Source organism: Pedobacter sp. SYP-B3415 (genome assembly GCF_004138205.1).
Taxonomy (GTDB): domain Bacteria; phylum Bacteroidota; class Bacteroidia; order Sphingobacteriales; family Sphingobacteriaceae; genus Pedobacter.
This window is the reverse complement of the sequence record NZ_RXNQ01000014.1, coordinates 21993-41701: the sequence shown is the minus strand read 5'-3', so window position 1 is coordinate 41701 and position 19709 is coordinate 21993. Positions and strand designations below refer to the sequence as shown.

At 48.7% G+C, this 19709-nt stretch carries 12 protein-coding genes; 7 read left to right on the top strand and 5 right to left on the bottom strand.

The genetic code is table 11. The features are described 5' to 3' along the window. Positions 1-320 precede the first annotated feature (320 nt). Positions 321-1466 (bottom strand): TlpA disulfide reductase family protein, encoded by a 1146-nt coding sequence (locus EJV45_RS08210; protein ID WP_129715195.1) that lies wholly within the window; start codon positions 1464-1466, stop codon positions 321-323. Between the two features lie 290 nt (positions 1467-1756). Here EJV45_RS08210 and EJV45_RS08205 point away from each other — a divergent pair, with 290 nt between their 5' ends. Next, positions 1757-3205: an ATP-binding protein gene (locus EJV45_RS08205; RefSeq protein WP_129715194.1), complete on the top strand. Its 1449-nt coding sequence runs from the start codon at positions 1757-1759 to the stop codon at positions 3203-3205. A gap of 58 nt (positions 3206-3263) precedes the next feature. Here EJV45_RS08205 and EJV45_RS08200 read toward each other — a convergent pair whose 3' ends face one another. Then, positions 3264-4403, bottom strand: a complete 1140-nt coding sequence (locus tag EJV45_RS08200; RefSeq protein ID WP_129715193.1) for a TlpA disulfide reductase family protein — start codon at positions 4401-4403, stop codon at positions 3264-3266. Positions 4404-4869: 466 nt separating this feature from the next. Further along, positions 4870-6051, bottom strand: a complete 1182-nt coding sequence (locus EJV45_RS08195; RefSeq protein WP_129715192.1) for a formimidoylglutamase — start codon at positions 6049-6051, stop codon at positions 4870-4872. Positions 6052-6126: 75 nt separating this feature from the next. Here EJV45_RS08195 and EJV45_RS08190 point away from each other — a divergent pair, with 75 nt between their 5' ends. Together EJV45_RS08190 and EJV45_RS08185 are read left to right on the top strand one after the other, a co-directional pair. Further along, a complete protein-coding gene (locus tag EJV45_RS08190; protein ID WP_129715191.1) occupies positions 6127-7092 on the top strand; it encodes an NAD-dependent epimerase/dehydratase family protein in 966 nt (321 codons plus the stop codon). A gap of 2 nt (positions 7093-7094) precedes the next feature. Next, positions 7095-8393 (top strand): HAD-IB family phosphatase, encoded by a 1299-nt coding sequence (locus EJV45_RS08185; protein ID WP_129715190.1) that lies wholly within the window; start codon positions 7095-7097, stop codon positions 8391-8393. Positions 8394-9350: 957 nt separating this feature from the next. On the opposite strand, the gene EJV45_RS08180 is transcribed toward EJV45_RS08185, so the two are convergent. Continuing rightward, a complete protein-coding gene (locus EJV45_RS08180) occupies positions 9351-10592 on the bottom strand; it encodes a voltage-gated chloride channel family protein (RefSeq protein WP_129715189.1) in 1242 nt (413 codons plus the stop codon). A gap of 202 nt (positions 10593-10794) precedes the next feature. Here EJV45_RS08180 and EJV45_RS08175 point away from each other — a divergent pair, with 202 nt between their 5' ends. Then, on the top strand, positions 10795-11016 hold the full coding sequence (locus EJV45_RS08175) for a hypothetical protein (RefSeq protein WP_129715188.1): 222 nt from the start codon (positions 10795-10797) through the stop codon (positions 11014-11016). A gap of 328 nt (positions 11017-11344) precedes the next feature. Here EJV45_RS08175 and EJV45_RS08170 read toward each other — a convergent pair whose 3' ends face one another. Further along, positions 11345-13477 (bottom strand): DPP IV N-terminal domain-containing protein, encoded by a 2133-nt coding sequence (locus EJV45_RS08170; protein ID WP_129715187.1) that lies wholly within the window; start codon positions 13475-13477, stop codon positions 11345-11347. A gap of 2097 nt (positions 13478-15574) precedes the next feature. Between EJV45_RS08170 and EJV45_RS08165 the strand changes: the two genes are divergently transcribed. The 3 genes from EJV45_RS08165 (at position 15575) to EJV45_RS08155 (ending at position 19702) form a co-directional block, all read left to right on the top strand. Further along, the gene (locus EJV45_RS08165; protein ID WP_129715186.1) at positions 15575-16303 is read left to right on the top strand and encodes a tyrosine-protein phosphatase; all 729 of its coding nucleotides are present in this window, start codon (positions 15575-15577) and stop codon (positions 16301-16303) included. Positions 16304-16551: 248 nt separating this feature from the next. After that, positions 16552-17322, top strand: coding sequence for a polysaccharide biosynthesis/export family protein (locus tag EJV45_RS08160; protein ID WP_240755229.1), 771 nt, complete (start codon positions 16552-16554; stop codon positions 17320-17322). 16 nt (positions 17323-17338) lie between these two features. Further along, positions 17339-19702: a polysaccharide biosynthesis tyrosine autokinase gene (locus tag EJV45_RS08155; RefSeq protein ID WP_240755228.1), complete on the top strand. Its 2364-nt coding sequence runs from the start codon at positions 17339-17341 to the stop codon at positions 19700-19702. Positions 19703-19709: the final 7 nt, after the last annotated feature.

Here is a 19709-nt window from a genome sequence, read left to right as displayed (position 1 = left end):
TGCTCGATCTCTTTTACTACTTTCTGCTTGAAGCTAATACTGTACCGAATCACTTTACGATTACTTTTTGTCATGATAATCCTTGTTTTAAGTTGATTAATGTGTCAACCTATATCAGGACAAGACAGCCCTGTCTCAAGACTCATATCTCATATCTCAAATCTCGAGCAATTGCGCCACGTCTAACTACTAAGTACGAACATCTATATACTAGACAGCCTGTCTCAAGACTCATATCTCACATCTCACATCTAGAGCAATTGCAGCCCTTTCTAAATACGAACTACGAATACCTAAATACTACCCTATCTCAGCAATCTCTATTTGCTCTTCTTATCAAGCAATTCGGCCAGCTTGCTGTGAAGGGCTTCTTCGCGGAGTCCTTTGGCAACAATGCGGCCCTGCGGGTCGATCAGGAAGTTTGCAGGGATGGAACGTATGCCATACTGTTTAGCAACCGCATTGTCCCAGAAATTCAGGTCTGATACCTGTGTCCAGGCAAGTTTATCATCGGCTATTGCCTTTACCCAGGCTTCTTTCTGCCCCGGACGGTCTAGCGATACGCCAAGTACGGTAAAGCCCTTGTCTTTAAATTTATTATAGGCCGCTACCACATTCGGGTTTTCCTGCCGGCATGGACCACACCAGGAAGCCCAGAAATCGACCAGCACATATTTTCCCCTGAAATCAGAAAGTTTTACCGGTTTTCCGTTCTGATCATTCTGCGTAAAGTCCATAGCCATGCTGCCTACTGCAGTCTTTTTTGCAGCTGCAAAGGTAGTGCTCAGTTCTTTTCCTGTTTCGGTAGCTTTCAGATCGGCAGAGAGTGAGTTGAATGCCTGTTCTGCAGCCGCAGCCTGATCCGGATCTGAAGATAACTGGGCAAGGGCAGTGAGACTGAGGTAAGATTTAGGATGTGCTTTTATAAAGGTGTAGTAAATGCCCGGAATGTCTTTTGTAATGGCCTCGGCCCGGGTCTGGAAACCCTGCAGGGTCTCGCGGTCTTTCTTTTTGTCATCAGCCAGCGCCATATACTCCTTATTCAGCGCCTCCATTTTTGCCGACACAGGTTTCATCGCAGTTTGAAGCTGCACGTTCTCATCATTGATCAGCGATCCGGCGATTTTTGCGTTCTTTAAAGAATCCGCAGACTGAAGCTGTATTTTTCCGGGCTCGACAAAAAATGATAACATATCAACCTTTTCACCCGCAGCCGGTCTTTCGCTCATCGGATTCCTGTTCAGTACCAGTGTAGCCCGCGAGGGGTTCGTAACCTTGCCGCCAAAACTGAACGCCCCGTTCTGCACGGTTACAGAATCGAGTTTGTTCCCTTCGTTATTCTGGTAAACCAGAAATACCTTGTCGCCCGCTTTCAGGGCCTTCACATTTCCTGTTATGGTAAAATTGTTTTGCGCCAGTAAGGCAAAAGGAGCCATGCAGGCAACAAACAATACTGTTTTTTTCATATGTATTTTATTTAACTGCTTATCTTCAAATTTAAGTATTGATGGTTAGAAATAACCTATGCAACGTGTCTTTTCTTTGTTATACAACGCTTTTCGCGTGTCTTAAGTATACCCGGATGGTGGCAGACAGCTCATTATATTCAGCCACAACTCTATAATTTAGCCTGGTTATGGCTGTGTATATTTAATTATATTTAGCCACAAGTGTGGTTTTACATATAGTTGTGGCTGCATATAATTTGTAATCGTAAATCGGGTTTTTTACATTTGTATACCTTTCAGGCTCATAAATGAAAACAAATAATCCGGAAATCATCGGCCGCGTGGCAGAACAGCAGCTTTTGGGCCAGGCACTTCATCAGCCGGAGGCGCAACTGATCGCAGTATATGGCCGGCGCCGGGTTGGTAAAACATACCTGATCAGGAAGTTTTACAGCAAGCAGCTGGTATTTGAATTTTCAGGGGTACACCATGCAGCTATGAAAGTGCAGCTTGAAAATTTCGCTTATGCGCTAAAAAATGCATTCAGCATGCCTGTGCTTCCGGCGGGTTTGGCAACATGGGGACAAGCCTTTCAACTCCTGCAGGATAGTCTGGCACCACAGCTGAAACGGAAAAAAGGGGTGGTGTTCCTTGATGAGTTTCCATGGCTCAATGCCCGTAAATCAGGTTTTCTGAGTGCCTTTGAATTTTTCTGGAACAACTGGGCCTCACAGCAGCCGAACCTGATCATTGTTATCTGTGGTTCTGCAGCTTCCTGGATGATTCAGAAAATAGTAAACAATAAGGGCGGCCTGCACAACCGGATCACCAGGAAAATCAGGCTCCTGCCTTTTACCCTGGCAGAGACAGGAAGTTTCCTGCATGCGCGGAAGGTGCGCCTCGACCATTTCCAGATTACCCAGCTGTACATGGTCATGGGCGGGATCCCGCATTACCTGAAAGAAGCGGAACCCGGGGAGAGCGCCGCACAGGTCATAGACCGGACGTGTTTCAGTAAAGACGGACTTTTGCGGCATGAGTTTCAGAACCTCTACCACTCGCTGTTTAGCAATGCGCAATCACATATTGATATTGTGCGCGCGCTGGCTAACAAACCTTCGGGTATGACCAGGAATGAAATTATCGATGCATGTGACTTAAAGAGCGGCGGCACCACGAGCCTGTTGCTTGATGAGCTTGCTGAATCGGGTTTTATTGCCGCTTACCTGCCTTATAATAAAAGCCTGCGCGACCGCATTTATAAGCTCTCTGATGAATATTCTGCTTTCTACTTCAAATTTCTGGAAAGAGGCAGGTCGATGGGTTCGGGTACCTGGTTTAAAATGATGAAAAATCAGGCATGGAAAAGCTGGAGCGGCCTGGCCTTTGAAAGCCTTTGCCTGAAGCATGTTTCCGATCTGAAAGCCGCCCTTGGTATATCGGGGGTGTACACCGAAGAATCTGCATGGCGCTTTGCAGGGAGGGCCGACCGGCCGGGTTGCCAGGTCGATCTGCTGATTGACCGCAGCGATGCCTGTATCAGCCTCTGTGAAATTAAGTTTTCAGAAGGCCCCTTTACAATTACGAAAGAATATGCAGGCGCGCTGACAAACAAAAAACAGGTATTCCTGGAACAAAGCAAGACACGGAAAACGGTCTTTATCGTAATGGTAACGACTTTCGGCGTAAGCAGCAATGTCTACAAGGCAAGCCTGGTACAAAATGAGATCACATTAAACGATCTTTTCGGGGCCTGACGGGCTGCAAAAAAAAAGGGTGCCATGTAACACATGACACCCCCTTATAAAAACAGGGTTACTTACTGGTATTTCCCAGCAAGGCCGCAAGTTTTGTCTGCAGCTCTTCGCCGCGGATATTTTTTGCAACGATTTTACCTGAAGGATCTACGAGCAGATTCTGCGGAATAGCCTGGATGCCATACATTTTTGACACCTCGTTCTGCCAGCCTTTCAGATCGGAAACCTGGGTCCAGGTCAGGCCGTCTTTTTCAACCGCAGCTAACCAGGCGTCTTTCTGACCCGGGTAATCGAGCGATACGCCAAGCACGGTAAAATTTTTGTCTTTGTACTTGTTGAAAGCTGTAACAACGTTCGGGTTCTCTGCCCGGCACGGACCGCACCATGATGCCCAGAAATCAACCAGCACATATTTGCCTTTGAAATCAGAAAGTTTTACCGGTTTACCGTTCTGGTCGTTCTGTGTAAAATCTGTTGCCATAGCGCCAACCATGCGCTTACGTGCACCTTCAATCATCACGCCGATATCTTTGCCAAGGGTGGTTGAACGTACAGCCTGGCTAAATTTAAGGTACTCAGGCTCGACCACAGCAGGGTCAATGTCGTAACCCATTACGCTGCGGTAAGCGGTAAGTCCGATGAGGGAATTACGGTTTTCTTCTGCAAATTTTTTATTCAGGGGTTCGAAAGCCTTGTTTGCTGTATTGTAGCGCTCGCCGAAGCTTTTCTGGAACTCGGCATCTTTTCTTTCCTCGGGGGTTTTGGCGGTATATTCTGCCATCAGGCGGTTCATCTGCTCGGTTGCCGGTTTCAGCATGGCCTGCAGCCGTGCGTTATCATCGTTCAGCTGAGAGCCGGTTATTTTGGCCTTCTTTACCGAATCTGCGGCTTCAACTTTAATGCTTTTGTTTTCAACATAAATAGGCAGAACATCTGCAGGACGTTTTTTATCCGCCGGCGCATCATCATGTTTCAGACGGATGTTTCCCAATACGGGCGATTCAACATTCCCCTTAAATGTAAAGGAACCGCCTTTAACGGTTACAGAGTCGATGATCTGGTTGCTGCCAACGCGGTAAGCCAGGTAGGCTTTTGCAGGGGCATTCAGTTTGCCAACCTTTCCGGTAATGGTAAAACCTGATTGTGCGAGCGCTGCCACCGGAAGCAGGCAGGCGGCGATGAGAACTATTTTTTTCATAATATTAGAATAAGCGGTTTAGTTTTCTCAAATATAGTTAAAGTTGAAAGTAAAAAGTTCAACCGGAGTTAAAAGTGGAAAGTCCGGGCGCTGAGCGCGTCAATAGTCGAACCACGAGCCATGAATCATGAGTCAGGACCTGGGCGCCGAACCCCTCCATGGGATTAAAGAAGAAGGATCAAGGACGAAAGACCACGGCGCTGAACGGGTTATGCGCTATGCAGGGTATGCGCCACGTCTAAATACGAACTACGAATACCTATATACTATTGCAGCCCTGTCTCAGGACTCACCTCTCATATCTCAAATCTCTACCAACTGCGCCACGTCTAAATACGAACTACGAATACCTATATACTATTGCAGCCCTGTCTCAGGACTCAAATCTCACGTCTCACATCTTGAGCAGCTGCACCCTGTCTAAATACGAACTACTAAATACGAACTACTAAATACGAACTACTAATCAAGACAACTTCTGATACGTTCGCCACCATAAATCGGGCATTTCGCCGTTTACAGCGGTTTGGTAATCGTCATACCTGCAGGGAACAAGGTGATAACGCTCGTTTTTCGTCGGGCCTGAAGGATAGGGCACCTGCATCCACCAGCGGTCTGATTTTTTGCTTTTCACAAACACCATCTCACCGGTGCCTTCCTTCAGGCTTGCCCGGTAAATAATAAACTGCGACTTCGGCGTAAGCGGGAAATCCTTTTTGCGGTTATAGTAACCGTCTACAAAATACCAGACCATCTGCGCAAGCAGTAAAGCCGTCTGTCCGTTCTGGTCGTACGCCGGATTAAATTCATAAAAACCGATCGAGGTCAGCTTGTCGTTCATACCCGCATACCGCGTAATGCGGCAGGCATCTTCGCCATAAAAACCGTTGGGTGTGGCATTGGCATTTGCACCTGCATCTGAAGAACGGATTGCGCCCATATCAAAACTGATCATGCTCGCATTCCGGATCACGGGTTCGGTGAGCGAAATGTCGGCGGTAAACTCGCCAAGGCGGTGTGCATCAAAATAAAGCTTGTCCATCACCTTAATGCTGTCCTGGTTTACAAAATACGTCTGGTAACCCAGGTTGCTGAAGTTGAACAGGTAGTTAGGCTGATGCAGGAAAATCTTATTCAAATAACTGTCAGAGCGCGTGGTAATGCCTTCCTCGCCATCGTCGCTGATGTCGAAGGCATTGTCTACCACCACAAGATCTACCTTCTGTTCCAGCTGTTCATAGGCCATGTACTGGGCATAGGTAAGGTCCTGGCCGCCGCCGATGATGACCGGCAGAATGCCCATTTTGACAAGCTCCGTTACCACAGTCTTCAGCGCGATGTAAGTATCAGATACTTCTGCGCCGGCGCGGATGTTGCCCAGGTCGACGATTCTGCTGTTAAACGCGCCTTCGTGCAGGCGGTAGAATTTCTCACGGAAATAGTCGGGTGCAAGGGCACAGCCCTCGTTGCCCACAGCCCGGCGGTCGTCTGAAACGCCGATAATGGCCAGGTCAAACTGTCCTTCTTCCAGATCCGGGAACTCGGCTTCGTGCAGGGTCGCCTTAAAGCCCAAATGGCTGGTAAAGAAACCCTCCGCAGGCCTGAGTGAGGCCATGTTCAAAGGCGAAAAAAAATCGGATAAAGACATATTTGCTATACAGTATTGGCTCCAAATATCTATTTTTGGGAGCGCAATTTACTCATCTGTTCTAAAAAAAGTGAAATGATACTGGTAACCGGCGCCACGGGTTTTCTTGGAGCAGAAGTGGTTCATCAACTAACGAAACAAGGCCTATCCGTTCGCGCAACCAGGCGGGAATCATCTCAAATCCCCGCCCTGCTTCAGCACAACAGCCTGATCGACTGGCAACTGGCCGACCTTAATGATGTGGCCGACCTTGAAGATATCTTTGCCGGTGTTACCCGGGTGTATCATTGCGCAGCGCTGGTATCTTTCCGTCCGGCGGATAAAGACAAACTTTACAGAACCAATATCGAAGGAACGGCCAATATCGTTAACCAATGCCTTTTATCCGGCGCACGGCTCGTTCACGTCAGTTCGGTTGCCGCCCTTGGCGATGCACGGCGCGGCGAAGAGCTGATCACAGAAAACGACCACCGCGAATATGACCCCAAGGCGCATGCTTATGGCGTATCAAAATATGAGGGCGAAATGGAGGTCTGGCGCGGAATCAACGAAGGCCTTGACGCCGTGATCGTGAATCCTTCGGTTATTATCGGCGCCAATGCCGGTGCAGGCGGCAGCGGAGCGATCTTTAAAATGGTAAAAGACGGTTTTCCTTATTTCACGCGCGGTGTAAGCGGTTTTGTCGACGTCGGCGATGTTGCCGATGTGATGATCAGGCTGATGAACAGCCAGATCAGCGCCGAGCGTTTTATTGTTTCATCAGAAAACTATAGTTATGAAACCCTGCTCTCGCTGGCGGCAGAAGGTCTCGGGGTAAAGGCGCCGTCGCGCGAAGCGAAACCCTGGATGCTTGGGCTGGCCTGGCGTTTCGCCGGCATCTTCAGCCTGTTTAGCGGCAAACCCGCCGGACTAACAAAAGACACCGCAAAAAGCAGCCTCCAGGTAAGCAGATACAACAACGAAAAAGTTATACAGGCAACGCACATAAAATTTAAACCCGTGGCAGAAAGCATAGCGCAGATCTGCCGGATACTCAGATAAACATGCAGGAAAAAGCGTATTATATCATCGATTTTGACAGTACTTTCACCCAGGTGGAAGCACTCGACGAGCTAGCCAGGATCTCGCTGGCCAATCATCCCGACCGGGAAGCCATCTATAAAAAAATCGAGGACTATACAAACCTGGCTATGGAAGGGAAACTTTCCTTTTCTGAAAGCCTGGCCCAGCGTGTCAAACTGCTCGAGGCGGATGAAGATCACCTGAAAAAGCTCATTAAACACCTGAAAAAGAAAGTATCGAAGTCGTTCTCGCGGAATGCGGAGTTTTTTAAAAAACACGCAGATGATGTGCTGATCGTATCGGGCGGTTTCAAGGAGTTTATTACCCCGGTTGTAAGCCAGTATCATATTAAAAAGGAAAATATCTACGCCAATACATTCGTCACGACCGGCGATGGAAAAATCATCGATTATGACCACGCCAATCCGCTGAGTGAAGAAGGCGGAAAGGTAAAGCTGCTGCAGCACCTGCAGTTAAAAGGGAACCTGTATGGTATTGGCGACGGATATTCTGACTTCCAGTTGCGCGAAAGCGGACTGATCGGTAAATTTTTTGCCTTTACAGAAAACATTGCCCGGCAGACGATCCTCGAGCGGGCCGATCACATTACACCCAGCTTTGATGAGTTTTTATATGTAAACAACCTGCCGCGTGCCATCTCGTATCCGAAAAACCGCATCCTCTGCCTGGTGGTGGGAAAAGCCGACGAACATGCCATCACGGTGCTGAAGAAAGACGGCTTCTCGATCCGCCACAAGGCTACATTTGAAGAAAAGTATGTAAAAGACGTGGGCATGCTCCTGCTAGCCGGCGGCGAAAAGATAGACAAAAACGTACTGAAAAGGGCCGAAAAGCTGAAAACGATCGGGTACCTGGGCAATGCCAAGGGACAGATAGACCTGGCGCTTTGCACAGAGATGGGTATTGTGGTGTTCGACGATCCGAAGGGCAATCCGCGTAATATAGATTTCATTCCGAAGCGCATGGCCGATTTCATGAACAGCGGCACCACGTACCTGAGCGTCAATTTTCCGAACCTGCAGCTGCCGAAGATCGAGCGCTCGCACCGGCTTATTCACATTCACCGCAACGTTCCGGGAATTATGGCCCGCATCAACACGATCTTTGCCAAACACGACATCAACATCGTCGGACAGTTCCTCATGACCAACCCGACGATCGGTTACGCCATCACCGACATCAATACCGAATACGACAAACAGCTGTTTAAGTCGCTCAAAAAAATCGAGCATACGATTAAGTTTAGGGTGCTTTATTAGGGGAGCCATGAATCATGAGTCATGAGTCAGGACCCGGGCGGAGAACCCCTCACGGAGACCAAAGAAAAAAGAAAAAGGATGAAAGACCGCTAGCCGAACCAGGAGCCATGAATCATGAGTCAGTGTTGTCCGGGGAAAGTTTTGGGAAAGCCTATAGTTCTTTGGTTTCCAATAGATGTGAGGCTATGGTATCGGACCGCTCACCGCCGCGGGGCTCCTTCTTTTTGGCGAAAAAGAAGCAAAACGCTCCGGCTGTGTATCTCTTCTTGCATAAAAGCATCAAAAGTCCCACGGCGGCGGGAAAAGGCCCGGATTATTCCTGCGCCATTCCGTTCCGGGCTGGTTCCCCTCCTTGGTTCCTCCCGACCTCTTTAAAACAGTGCAAGACTTTTAATACTTTTCTGCGGCGAGAAGATACAAGGCCGGTTCGCAACTATCACCGGCAGTAATCAGGCAAAACCCTCATACAAACCACCGCCTGTACGTAAAACCCATAAACATAGAATATAGGGGGGCTTGATTTAGAAAACTCAGGCAAATACTGCTTTGAGACTATTCAGAAGGATCTTATTTTGTTCTGTAAATTTTTACCGGACAACAATGAATCATGAGTCAGGACCCGGGCGGCTAACCCCTCAGCCGCCAAGAGCCACTGCCTTCCCTTACGCCGTCATCCCGAAGCGCGTTCACGGAATCCCTTTCTTCCGGGATCGCAACGGCGAGGGATCCCCTGCAAAGAGGTGGTGGCGAACGTTCGCCAATGAGACTAAAGAAAAAGGAACCAAGATGAAAGACCCGGGGCGCAAACCGGTCATGCAACATGCAGGGTATGCGCCACGTCTAAATACGAACTACGAATATCTATATACTAGACAGCCCTGTCCAAATACGAACTACGAATACCTAAATACTATCAAAGTCTCAGGACTCAAATCTCATATCTCACCAAAATTCCCTTCATTCCTCATACTCCGTTTGGATGCCCCGCGATGACTGCCCGCCGTAAATTCCGCGGGAGCCTGAGACCAGGTAGGCCAGCACGCAGGCAACAGCGATGTACACCGCAGGCGCACTGCCGAACAGTTCAATGCCCATCAGTATGCAGGCCAGCGGTGTGTTGGCGGCGCCGGCAAACACGGCAACGAAACCCATGCCTGCAAGCAGGGAAACCGGCATGGGCATCAGCGCTGATAAGAAACTTCCCAGCGTAGCGCCGATGAAAAACAGGGGCGTTACTTCGCCGCCCTTAAAGCCCGCACTGAGTGTGAGGCAGGTAAGCAGCATCTTTAGCAGGAATGTCTCTCCCGGCTGGGCAAAACGGAAGGCATCGGCGATTACCGGAATGCCGAGTCCGGCGTACCGTGTGCCGGCAAGCAGCAGCAAAGCCAGAACGATAATGCCGCCCCACAGCGGACGTAAGGGCGGATAACCAATAAAACGTGCAAACTGAGCCGTCAGCCAGTGGTTCAGGAGTGAAAAGCAACGTGCCGTGAGGCCAAACAGAACGCCGGCAACAGCTGCCATACCGATATGGACCAGGTTCAGTTCCGGAACAGCGCTGACGGTGTAATGCGTATGGCCAACGCCCCAGAACCGGCAGCTGAGATCGGCAAAAATTGCTGAAAGCAGTGCCGGAAACAGGGCATGGTACCGCATGCTTCCCAGCAAAAAAACTTCGAGGGCGAAGACCGTTCCGGCGAGCGGGGTACCAAATACCGAAGAAAAACCGGCGCTGATGCCGCAGATCAGCAGGATGTTGCGGTCCCGGTGATCGAGACCGAACCAGTGACTGAACTGATCGGATATCGCCCCGCCAATCTGAACGGCCGTTCCCTCCCTTCCGGCGGAGCCGCCAAACAGGTGTGTAAGCAGGGTGCTGACCAGGATGAAAGGGGCCATGATCAATGGAATTATGCCCGAAGGTTTATGGATCTCCTCAATGATCAGGGTATTGCCCTTCACTATCGATTTCCCGAAATAATGATAAAGCAGTCCGATGGCCAGGCCCGCGACAGGGAGCAGAAAGATGATGCGCCCATGCGTTTCCCTGTAAACGGTTACCGCATCCAGCGCTGTAAGAAAAAATGCAGAAGCACTGCCGGCAAGTGCGCCGATCACCGCTGTCAGTATGATCCACCTGGTAAAATAATTCAGGGGCGCTGCCGGTCCCGAACGCCCGCCGGGTTTTAAAACCTCCATGTGCAATGTTAACGGAAAAGGAGGGGAGTTGAAAGAGGAACCGGTGAAGTTTTAAGTTGCTCTGAGTTAGAAGTGGAAAGTTTAAAGTTCAAAGAGCTGGGCGCAGAACCCCTCAATGGCCGCTAGCCGAACCAGGAACGATGAATCATGAGTCAGGATTGGGCGCCTAGCCCCTCAATGGCCGCTAGCCGAACCACGAACCATGAATCACGAGTCAGGACTGGGCGCAGAGCCCCTCAGCCGCCAAGAGCCACTGCCTTCCCTTACGCCGTCATCCCGAAGCGCGTTTACGAAATCCCTTTCTTCCGGGATCGCAACGGCGAGGGATCCCCTGCGAAGAGGTGGTGGCGAACGTTCGCGCAGACAGACCAAAGAAAAAAGAACAAGGATGAAAGACCTCGGCGAGCCCCTCAATGGCCGCTAGCCGAACCACGAACCATGAATCATGAGTCAGGATTGGGCGCCTAGCCCCTCAATGAGACTAAAGAAAAAAGAACCCATTGAGTTGAAAGTGAAAAGTTCAAAGCCTTAGGCGCCTAACCGCTCAATAAGCCCTACCCGGCCGAGGGGTTTTGCGCGCTGTCTCAAGACTCAAATCTCAAATCTCGAGCAAATGCGCCACGTCTAAATACGAACTACGAATACCTATATACTATTGCAGCCCTGTCTCAGGACTCAAATCTCACGTCTCAAATCTCAACTTAACGGTTTATGCGCCTTCTGTCTAACTACTAAATACGAACTACTAGTTACTAATTTCTTCTCGCCTTCAGCAGCGCCGCGGGTACGGGTTTGCCGAGCAGGTGCTCGTAATAGAAGCGGTAGCGCTCCAGGCGGTCGTGCAGCGTTTTTACGCCGCCCCAGCCGTGGCGCCCGCCGGGGTAGATCATCAGCTCGAAGTGTTTGCCTTCGTTCTGCAGTTTATCCACCAGCTGGATCGTGTTCTGCATATGCACATTATCGTCCATATCTCCATGCATGATGCGGAGCAGCCCTTTGTACTTGTCTGCCCAGGTCAGCACCGAAGCATTTTTGTAACCTTCGGGGTTTTCCTGCGGCGTATCCATAAACCGTTCCGTATAGTGGCTGTCGTACAGCTCCCAGCTTGTAACCGGGGCGCCGGCATATCCAAAATCAAACACATCGGCACCATAGGTCAGCGCCATACAGGTCATGTACCCGCCGTAACTATGCCCGGTGATGAGCAGCTTCGCCGGATCAGCCCAGCTTTGCGCTTTAATCCACCGGCCGGCAGCCATATAGTCGAACATTTCCCATTTACCCAGGTTCCGGTGCATCAGCGCTACGCCTGCTTTCCCGAACTGACCCGATGCGCGGTGGTCTACAGTAATCTGCACCACACCCTCATTCGCCCAGAGTTGTCCGCCGGTTCCTTTCCATGTGTTGCTTACACTGCCCGCGTTCGGCCCGCCATACATGCTGAATACCACCGGGTACCGGCGGGTGCTGTCGAAATCTGTTGGCCAGGTTACGGTAGCCGGCAGGTTGTAACCATCGCCCGAAGGGATGGTAATCATGGTTGTGCGACCATAACTATAGCTGTCGAAATCGTCGGCTTTGCTGTCATCAATGTCTTTTATCAGTTTGCCTTCGCTGTCAAGCAGGGCAATCCGCGGCGGTGTCGCCACGTTCGAGTAGGTGGTCAGGAAATGGCGGCCATCGGGTGCCATGGCAATTTTGTGTGTGTAATCGCCAAAACTGAGGCGTTTCAGGTTTTTACCGTCATAATCAACGCGGTAAAAGTCGGTGTTGACCGAACGTTCCTTACGGGCTGTAAAAAAGACCTGTTTGCGGGTTTCATCGACATGGATCAGGTCTTTTACCTGCCATTTTCCGGCGGTCAGCGCGTTGATCATTTTTCCTTCCAGCGTGTAAAGGTAAAAATGTGCCCAGCCGCTGCGGTCGCTTTTCAGAATAAAATGTTTTTTGTCTTCCAGGTACGTGATGCGGCCATCGAAGTCAAGGTCTACCCATGAAGGCTGTTTCTCATCATAGATCTCACGTTTTTTGCCCGATTTGGGATCGACCGAGTAAAACTTGAGGTTGTCCTGTCCGCGGTTCATCCATTGCACCATCATGCTGCTGCCGTCGTAACTCCAGTACGGCGTGCCGAAATACTGATCGTCCTGCTCGTTAAAATCGGCCCAGACCACAGGCGCCCCTGCAGCGGCCACAAAACCGACACGCACGCCGGGGTTCGGATCGCCGGCTTTCGGATAGCGGGTTTTTTCGGTAAAACCATGCTGACCGGTCGAGTTGTAGATCGGGAACATAGGCACCTTGGTATCGTCAAAACGCATGAAAGCGAGGTGTTTGCTGTCGGGCGACCACCAGAAGGCGCGGTAGCGGGTGGCGCGACCGAGGATCTCCTCGAAATACACCCAGGATGCATAACCATTGTAAATCACATCGGTACCATCGTTCGTGTAGCGAATCTCGCGCCCCGATTCGAGGTCGACAGCGTACAGGTCATTGTCGCGGGTAAAAGCTACATAACGGCCATCGGGCGAGAGGGTCGGGTTTTTTTCCTCCGCGGGATTATTGGTTAACCGGCGTTCAGGCTGCTGTCCTTTCTGCAGGAAGACGTCTTTTTCTTTTACAAAAACCTCCACATCGCTGCTTGGCGGCGCTACATATTCTCGTTTCTCGCCGCTGGCGATGTCGACCGCATAGACCTTACGCAGCCGCATGTCTGACTCAAGGTACCGGCCGGCGCTTTCCCAGCCCACAATGCTGCGGATGTTTTTGGTTAAGGAAGGTTTTTCACCGAGCGACTGCTGCAGATCGAGCCGTTTTTTCTGTGCAAAACCGGGAGTTAATAAACAAATACAGGCCGCCGCCGTAAGAAAAGACTGGAATTTCATGAAGTTTAGGAAATTGAACTGCGAATGTACGAAAGGGCGATCAAGGAACAAAGACCGCTCTGAGTTGCAAGTAAAAAGTTGAAAGTCGCTCTGAGTTGAAAGTAAAAAGTTGAAAGTCCAAAGAGCTGGGCGGAGAGCCCCTCAATGAGACTAAAGAAAAAAGAACAAGGATGAAAGACCACGGTGCAAAACCCCTCAATGGCCGTTAGCCGAACCACGAATCAGTGAAGTTGTAAGTTATAGGTATTAAGTTTTAAGTCTGGGCGCAGCGCCCCTCAACAAGACTAAAGAAAAAGGAAAAAAGAGGAAAGACAGCGCCCCCTCAAACGCCCTAACCGGCCGAGGGGTTTCGCGCCACGTCTCAGGACTCAAATCTCATTCTCACATCTAACAATTGCGCCCTGTCTAAATACGAACTACGAACACCTATATACTATTAAGACTGATATCTCAAATCTCAATAAATCCCTTGGCTTCATTCCAGACCACGATTCCCCCACGGGTCATTCAGAGCGCAGCGAAGAATCTGACTTGTGATCCCGAGTCAGATCCTTTCCCGACTGCTTCGGGACAGGCTCGCCCGCTTTGCTTTGTCTGCTAGCCGAACCACGAACCAGTGAGTTTTAAGTTATAGGTATTAAGTTGTAAGTTGCTCTGAGTTAAAAGTGGAAAGTGTGAAGTTCAAAGAGCTGGGCGCAAAGCCCCTCAATGAGATTAAAGAAAAAAATGATTGAACCACAACTCAGGAATCATTGTTATCCGGGAAACGCGCAGAACAAAACTGGATCCTTTTGAACATTATCAAAGCAGCATTTTCCTGAGTTTTCTAAATCAAGCCCCCCTGTATTCTATGTCTGTGGGTTTTACGTACAGTCAGTGGTTTTTATGAGGGTTTAGCCTGATTACTGCCACTGATAGGTGCGAACCGGCCTTGTATCTTCTCGCCGCAGAAAAGTATTAAAAGTCTTGCACTGTTTTAAGGAGGTCGGGAAGAACCAAGGAGGGGAACCAGCCCGGAACATGATGGTGCAGGGGTAATCCGGGCCTTTTCCCGCCGCCGTTGGACTTTTGATGCTTTTATGCAAGAAGAGATACACAGCCGGAGCGGTTTGCTTCTTTTCCAAGAAAAAGAAGGAGCCCCCGCGGCGGTGAGCGGTTCGATACCATAGCCTCACATCAATTGGAAACCAAAGAACTATTGGCTTTCGCAAAACTTTCCCCGGACAACACTGAATCATGAGTCAGGACCTGGGCGCCTAACCCCTGAATTTGCCAAGTCCGACCAACGTCCCACACGCCGTCATCCCGAAGCGCGTTTACGTAATTCCCATCTTGTATGATCGCAACGGCGAGGGATCCCCCTGCGAAGACATAGCGGCGACCGTTCGCCAATGAGACTAAAGAAAAAGGAAAAAAGATGAAAGACCGCTCTAAGTTAAAAGTCAAAAGTGAAAAGTTGAAAGCCCTGGGCGCCTAACCCCTCACTCTGCCAAGCCCGACCAACGTCCCCCCACGCCGTCATCCCCATCGGGTGTCATTCAGAGCGTAGCGAAGAATCTGACTTGTGATCCCGAGTCAGATCCTTCCGCCGCTCCGCTCTGTCTGGATGACCCGTGAGGAGAACCAAGAGCCATGAATCATGAGTCAGGACCACTGCTGCCTAACCCCTCAAACGCCCTATCCGGCTGAGGGGTTAGGCACCCTGTCTAAATACTAAATACGAATATCCATATACTATTCCAGGACTCAAATCTCACATCTAACAATTGCGCCACGTCTAAATACGAACTACGAATATCTATATACTATTGCAGCCCTGTCTCAAGACTCAAATCTCAAATCTCATATCTTAATACGAACTACGAATACCTACCTACGACCCTGATCCACATTTTCGAATAAACAAGACACAATAATTTAACAAAAACTTATCCTCCCTTCAATATTCAGGCAATTCCGGCGTTCTTTTTTTGTAAAAGAATCATGAGCAGTGCTTAATTTGTTGTAAACCAGCAGGAGAAATGCACTGTTTTTGTCCGGATCTTAAAAAAGCAGTATCTTTGGGTGCTCTAAATTAAATCTCTAAACAGCACAAGCATGCTCCGTTTTTTCTCCAAGAAAGAAAAAGTTACCGATTTGTTCTGGTTGGGTGTAGACATCCACTCACACCTGATTCCCGGAATCGATGATGGCACTGCCAACACCGATGAAGCGCTGATCTATCTCGAACAGCTGCAGGAACTCGGTCTTTCGAAATTTATCTGTACCCCGCACGTTTTTACCGAGCTGTATCCGAACACCCCTGAAAAAATCGATGTGGCCTTTCAGCACCTGCAGCAGGCTGCCGCAAAACAAAACTTCCGTGCGCCCCTCGCCGCTGCCGCCGAATACATGATCGACGATACGTTCCAGGTTCGCGACGGACTGCTCTGCCTGCACGACCGTTACCTGCTGGTAGAAATGTCTTACCTGTCTGAGTTTCCGAACATCGACCAGGTGATCTTTGATCTGCATATTGCGGGCTACAAACCGGTGCTGGCGCACCCCGAGCGGTACGTGTTTTATTATCGCGACCGGGCCCGGCTCAGCCGCCTCAAAGAAGTGGGTTGTCTGTTCCAGCTTAACCTGTTGTCGGTGCTGGGTTATTACGGACCGGAGGCAAAAAACCAGGCGAAGTACCTGCTGGAGAATAAACTGTATGACCTCGCCGGGACAGACCTGCACCATGAGCGGCACCTGAAGGTGCTGAAAGAAGGTGTAAAAAGCGGTAAACTGTATGAGCTGATCGGGAACTATGGTTTCAAAAACCGGGAGTTGTTTGGCTGAGCGCAGGGCAGTTTCAGAAGCCTGCCGGCAACCGGATGATGCCCTTATATTGCATACAAAAAGCAGCAACCAAAAAAAATACCCACACCTTGGTATATTAAATGACTGACTATAAGCCTATTTTTGCAGCGACTGAGTTGAGGTACGTTCCGCGAGCGGAAAACCGGCCCAGCGCCCAAAACAAATTGTTTTTTAGCCTATTGACCCCCAGCATGTTGAGACAAAGCGTCCGTGTTAAAGCAAAAAAGTTGTCGGTTCTATTTCTGGTGCTGCTTGGCATGAGCAGTTGCGTGACAACAAAAAACGTCCCTTACTTCCAGGATATTTCACCTGCTGAGCGTTCAGCACTGGCCAGCAGCGCCAAATTTACCGAGCCGACCATCCAGCCGGACGATATATTGTCAATCTCTGTTTTTGCCATCGATGCCACCACCGGTGTGCCGGTTAACCAGTTGGCTACACAAAACCTTATCACCACACAACTTACCGCCACCGGACAGCAGCAGGCCATCGCCGGTTTCCTGGTTGATAAAAATGGTGAGATCGAGCTTTCGGGTGTAGGAAAAATCAAACTGAACGGCATGACAACCGCCGCCGCCGCAGAGGTCATCCGCGATAAAGCAAAGGCGATCTACAAAGATCCGAATGTACAGGTTCGGTACGCTAACTTTAAGGTCACTGTTTTAGGTGAAGTGCTTCGGCCATCAACCTATGTGATCCCGAATGAAAAGGTGACCGTGCTTGATGCCCTTGGTATGGCCGGAGACATGACCATTTACGGCAAACGTGAAAATGTCCTGTTGGTACGCGATAACAATGGTCAGAAAGAATTTGCGCGGTTAAACCTCAACTCCTCTTCGTTATTTAACAGCCCATATTATTACCTGAAGCAGAATGACGTGCTGTACATCGAGCCGAATAAGGCGAAGGCGGCATCATTGAATAGTGCGAGAACGCAGACATTTGCGATTGTTGGGTCAGCACTCTCTGTATTAATTATTCTACTGACACGCATTTAGTTTAAACATTAGTACTTTGGAACAAATATTAGAAGTTGAGGAAAAAGACGGCGGTCTTGATATTAGGAGCCTTTTTTACCGGGTTCTTGATAACTGGTATTGGTTTGTTATTTCAGTAGCAATTTGTGTTTCTCTGGCATTTCTTTATATCCGATATAAGCCCCCGATCTATCGCATTTCTGCTAAAGTGCTCGTAAATGATGAGCAAAAGGGAGCTTCAGGACTGTTGGGCAGTAGCAACGGAGCCCTGGGTGACCTAAGCGGACTTCTCGGTACAAAAAGTACCGTCGATAATGAAGCTGAAATTCTGAAGACACGGTTTCTGATGGAACAGACGGTTAAGGACATGCAGCTAAACGTGACTTGGTATAAAAAAGGACGTGTCAAAGACGTTGAGATTTATCCAACACCATTCCGCCTGGAGATCATCTCTGCCGTTGATACCATACATTTCAAATCGTTCGATATATCTGACATAACCCGGAAAGGTTTCCGCCTGAAAAATGATGATATAGATACGACCCTTGCATTTGGTCAGCAAGTTAAAATTGCGCATTTAGGTAATTTTCGGATCTTACGCGACACAGCTGTTTCCATTCTTTACCCGGACTATCGGTTGCACCTCAGTTCTGTTGATGATGCCGTTGCTCAGTTCATGAAGGCGCTTTCGGTTGAAGTTCCAACAAAACAGGTCACAGTTATCACGCTAGGATTGGAACACTCGATCCCTAAAAAAGGTGAAGATGTTTTAAATAAGCTGATCCGGAAATATGTAGAGGGTAACCTAAACGATAAAAATGAAGTAGCAGACAGTACCATCAAGTTTATTCAAAACCGTCTTGCTTTTATAAGCGGCGAACTTGGCGGCTTGGAGAGTAACATTCAGGGCTTCAAGCAGCGAAATAATCTCGCGGACATGAGTGAACAAGGGAAGCTGCTTGTTCAAAACACAAGTCAATATGTGAACGAATTGGCCAAAGTTGAAACTCAGCTCGCTATTCTTAACGATCTAGAAGAATCTCTGGAAGATGTTAATAATAAGAGAATTTTACCAAGCGCAATCATCGAAGGCGACGTGGTTTTTGGCGGGTTAATTGAACGCTATAATACATTACTTCAGGAGCGTGACCGCCGCTTAGTAGGGCTGACAGAGTCTGCTCCGGTGATCCAGAATCTGGATCAACAAATAAGCAATTTGAGAGCTGACATTCTAAGCAATTTGATTTCAACAAAAACGGGGCTTCAAACAGCTCGAAACAGAGTGAAAAGCCAGTTGAATCAGGCTGAAAACCAGGTTAACCAGGTCCCAGCAGTTGAGCGCAGCTACCTAAACCTTGCGCGGCAACAACAGATAAAACAGGAGCTTTATATTTTCCTGATGCAAAAAAGTGAGGAGACAGCCATTTCTAAAACGTCAAATATAGCTAACAGCAAAACGATTGATCCACCTAAGTCTGAATTTAAGCCATTCAGCCCTAAGAAGTCTATGATTTATTTAGGAGGATTTGTTCTCGGGCTGCTCATTCCTTTAGGATTTGTATATGTAAAAGATCTGATGGATGATAAGGTCAATACAAAAGATGACATCAAAGCAAAGACAGCTGTCCCTGTCGTAGGTGAGATTAGCCATAACGATCAAGATCATAATCTGGTTGTTGCTAACAGCAGCCGTTCAGCGATTGCAGAACAATTTCGGGCCTTACGTACCAACCTTGCTTTCTTTCTAAAGAGTTCAGATGAAAAGGTGATTCTTTTCACATCCAGCATGAGCGGTGAAGGAAAATCATTCGCGGCTATCAATCTCGGAAATATCCTTGCTTTAACTGGTAAGAAGGTTTTATTAATGGAGCTCGACCTGCGAAAGCCTGGACTTTCTGCGAAGTTGGGAATTGCTAATGTCAAAGGTTTTACAAATTATATCATAAAGGAGGATCTGCAGGCCAAGGATATAATAGTACCATTACAAATCAATCCAAATATGTTTATCATATCGTCCGGGCCTATTCCACCGAATCCAGCGGAGACGATACTTAATGAGCGAACATTAAGTTTGATGACTGAATTGAAAGAACAATTTGACTATATCCTTGTCGATGCACCGCCCGTAGGTATTGTGACAGACGCTCAATTGTTGGCGCCGTACGCTGATCTCTGTCTGTATCTGGTGCGCCAGGGCTTCACATTGAAAGATCAGCTTCATATCGTTGACGATCTGTACAAAGGTAAAAAAATGAGAAATCTGGGAATCGTAGTCAATGATATTCAGGCAACGAAAGGTTATGGATATGGCTATGGTTATGGTTATGGGTACGGATATGGAGCTTACGGCCAAGAAAAAACCTCCAGGGGCTTTTTTGCCAGATTTCGAAAAAATAAGTAGCGAGCAA

Excerpts from the sequence above, each read along its gene's own strand:
- EJV45_RS08205 (WP_129715194.1), top strand. The coding sequence starts at position 1,757 with ATGAAAACAAATAATCCGGAAATCATCGGCCGCGTGGCAGAACAGCAG.
- EJV45_RS08175 (WP_129715188.1), top strand. The coding sequence starts at position 10,795 with ATGAATCACGAGTCAGGACTGGGCGCAGAGCCCCTCAGCCGCCAAGAG.
- EJV45_RS08210 (WP_129715195.1), bottom strand. The coding sequence starts at position 1,466 with ATGAAAAAAACAGTATTGTTTGTTGCCTGCATGGCTCCTTTTGCCTTA.
- EJV45_RS08180 (WP_129715189.1), bottom strand. The coding sequence starts at position 10,592 with ATGGAGGTTTTAAAACCCGGCGGGCGTTCGGGACCGGCAGCGCCCCTG.
- EJV45_RS08195 (WP_129715192.1), bottom strand. The coding sequence starts at position 6,051 with ATGTCTTTATCCGATTTTTTTTCGCCTTTGAACATGGCCTCACTCAGG.
- EJV45_RS08165 (WP_129715186.1), top strand. The coding sequence starts at position 15,575 with ATGCTCCGTTTTTTCTCCAAGAAAGAAAAAGTTACCGATTTGTTCTGG.
- EJV45_RS08200 (WP_129715193.1), bottom strand. The coding sequence starts at position 4,403 with ATGAAAAAAATAGTTCTCATCGCCGCCTGCCTGCTTCCGGTGGCAGCG.
- EJV45_RS08190 (WP_129715191.1), top strand. The coding sequence starts at position 6,127 with ATGATACTGGTAACCGGCGCCACGGGTTTTCTTGGAGCAGAAGTGGTT.
- EJV45_RS08170 (WP_129715187.1), bottom strand. The coding sequence starts at position 13,477 with ATGAAATTCCAGTCTTTTCTTACGGCGGCGGCCTGTATTTGTTTATTA.
- EJV45_RS08185 (WP_129715190.1), top strand. The coding sequence starts at position 7,095 with ATGCAGGAAAAAGCGTATTATATCATCGATTTTGACAGTACTTTCACC.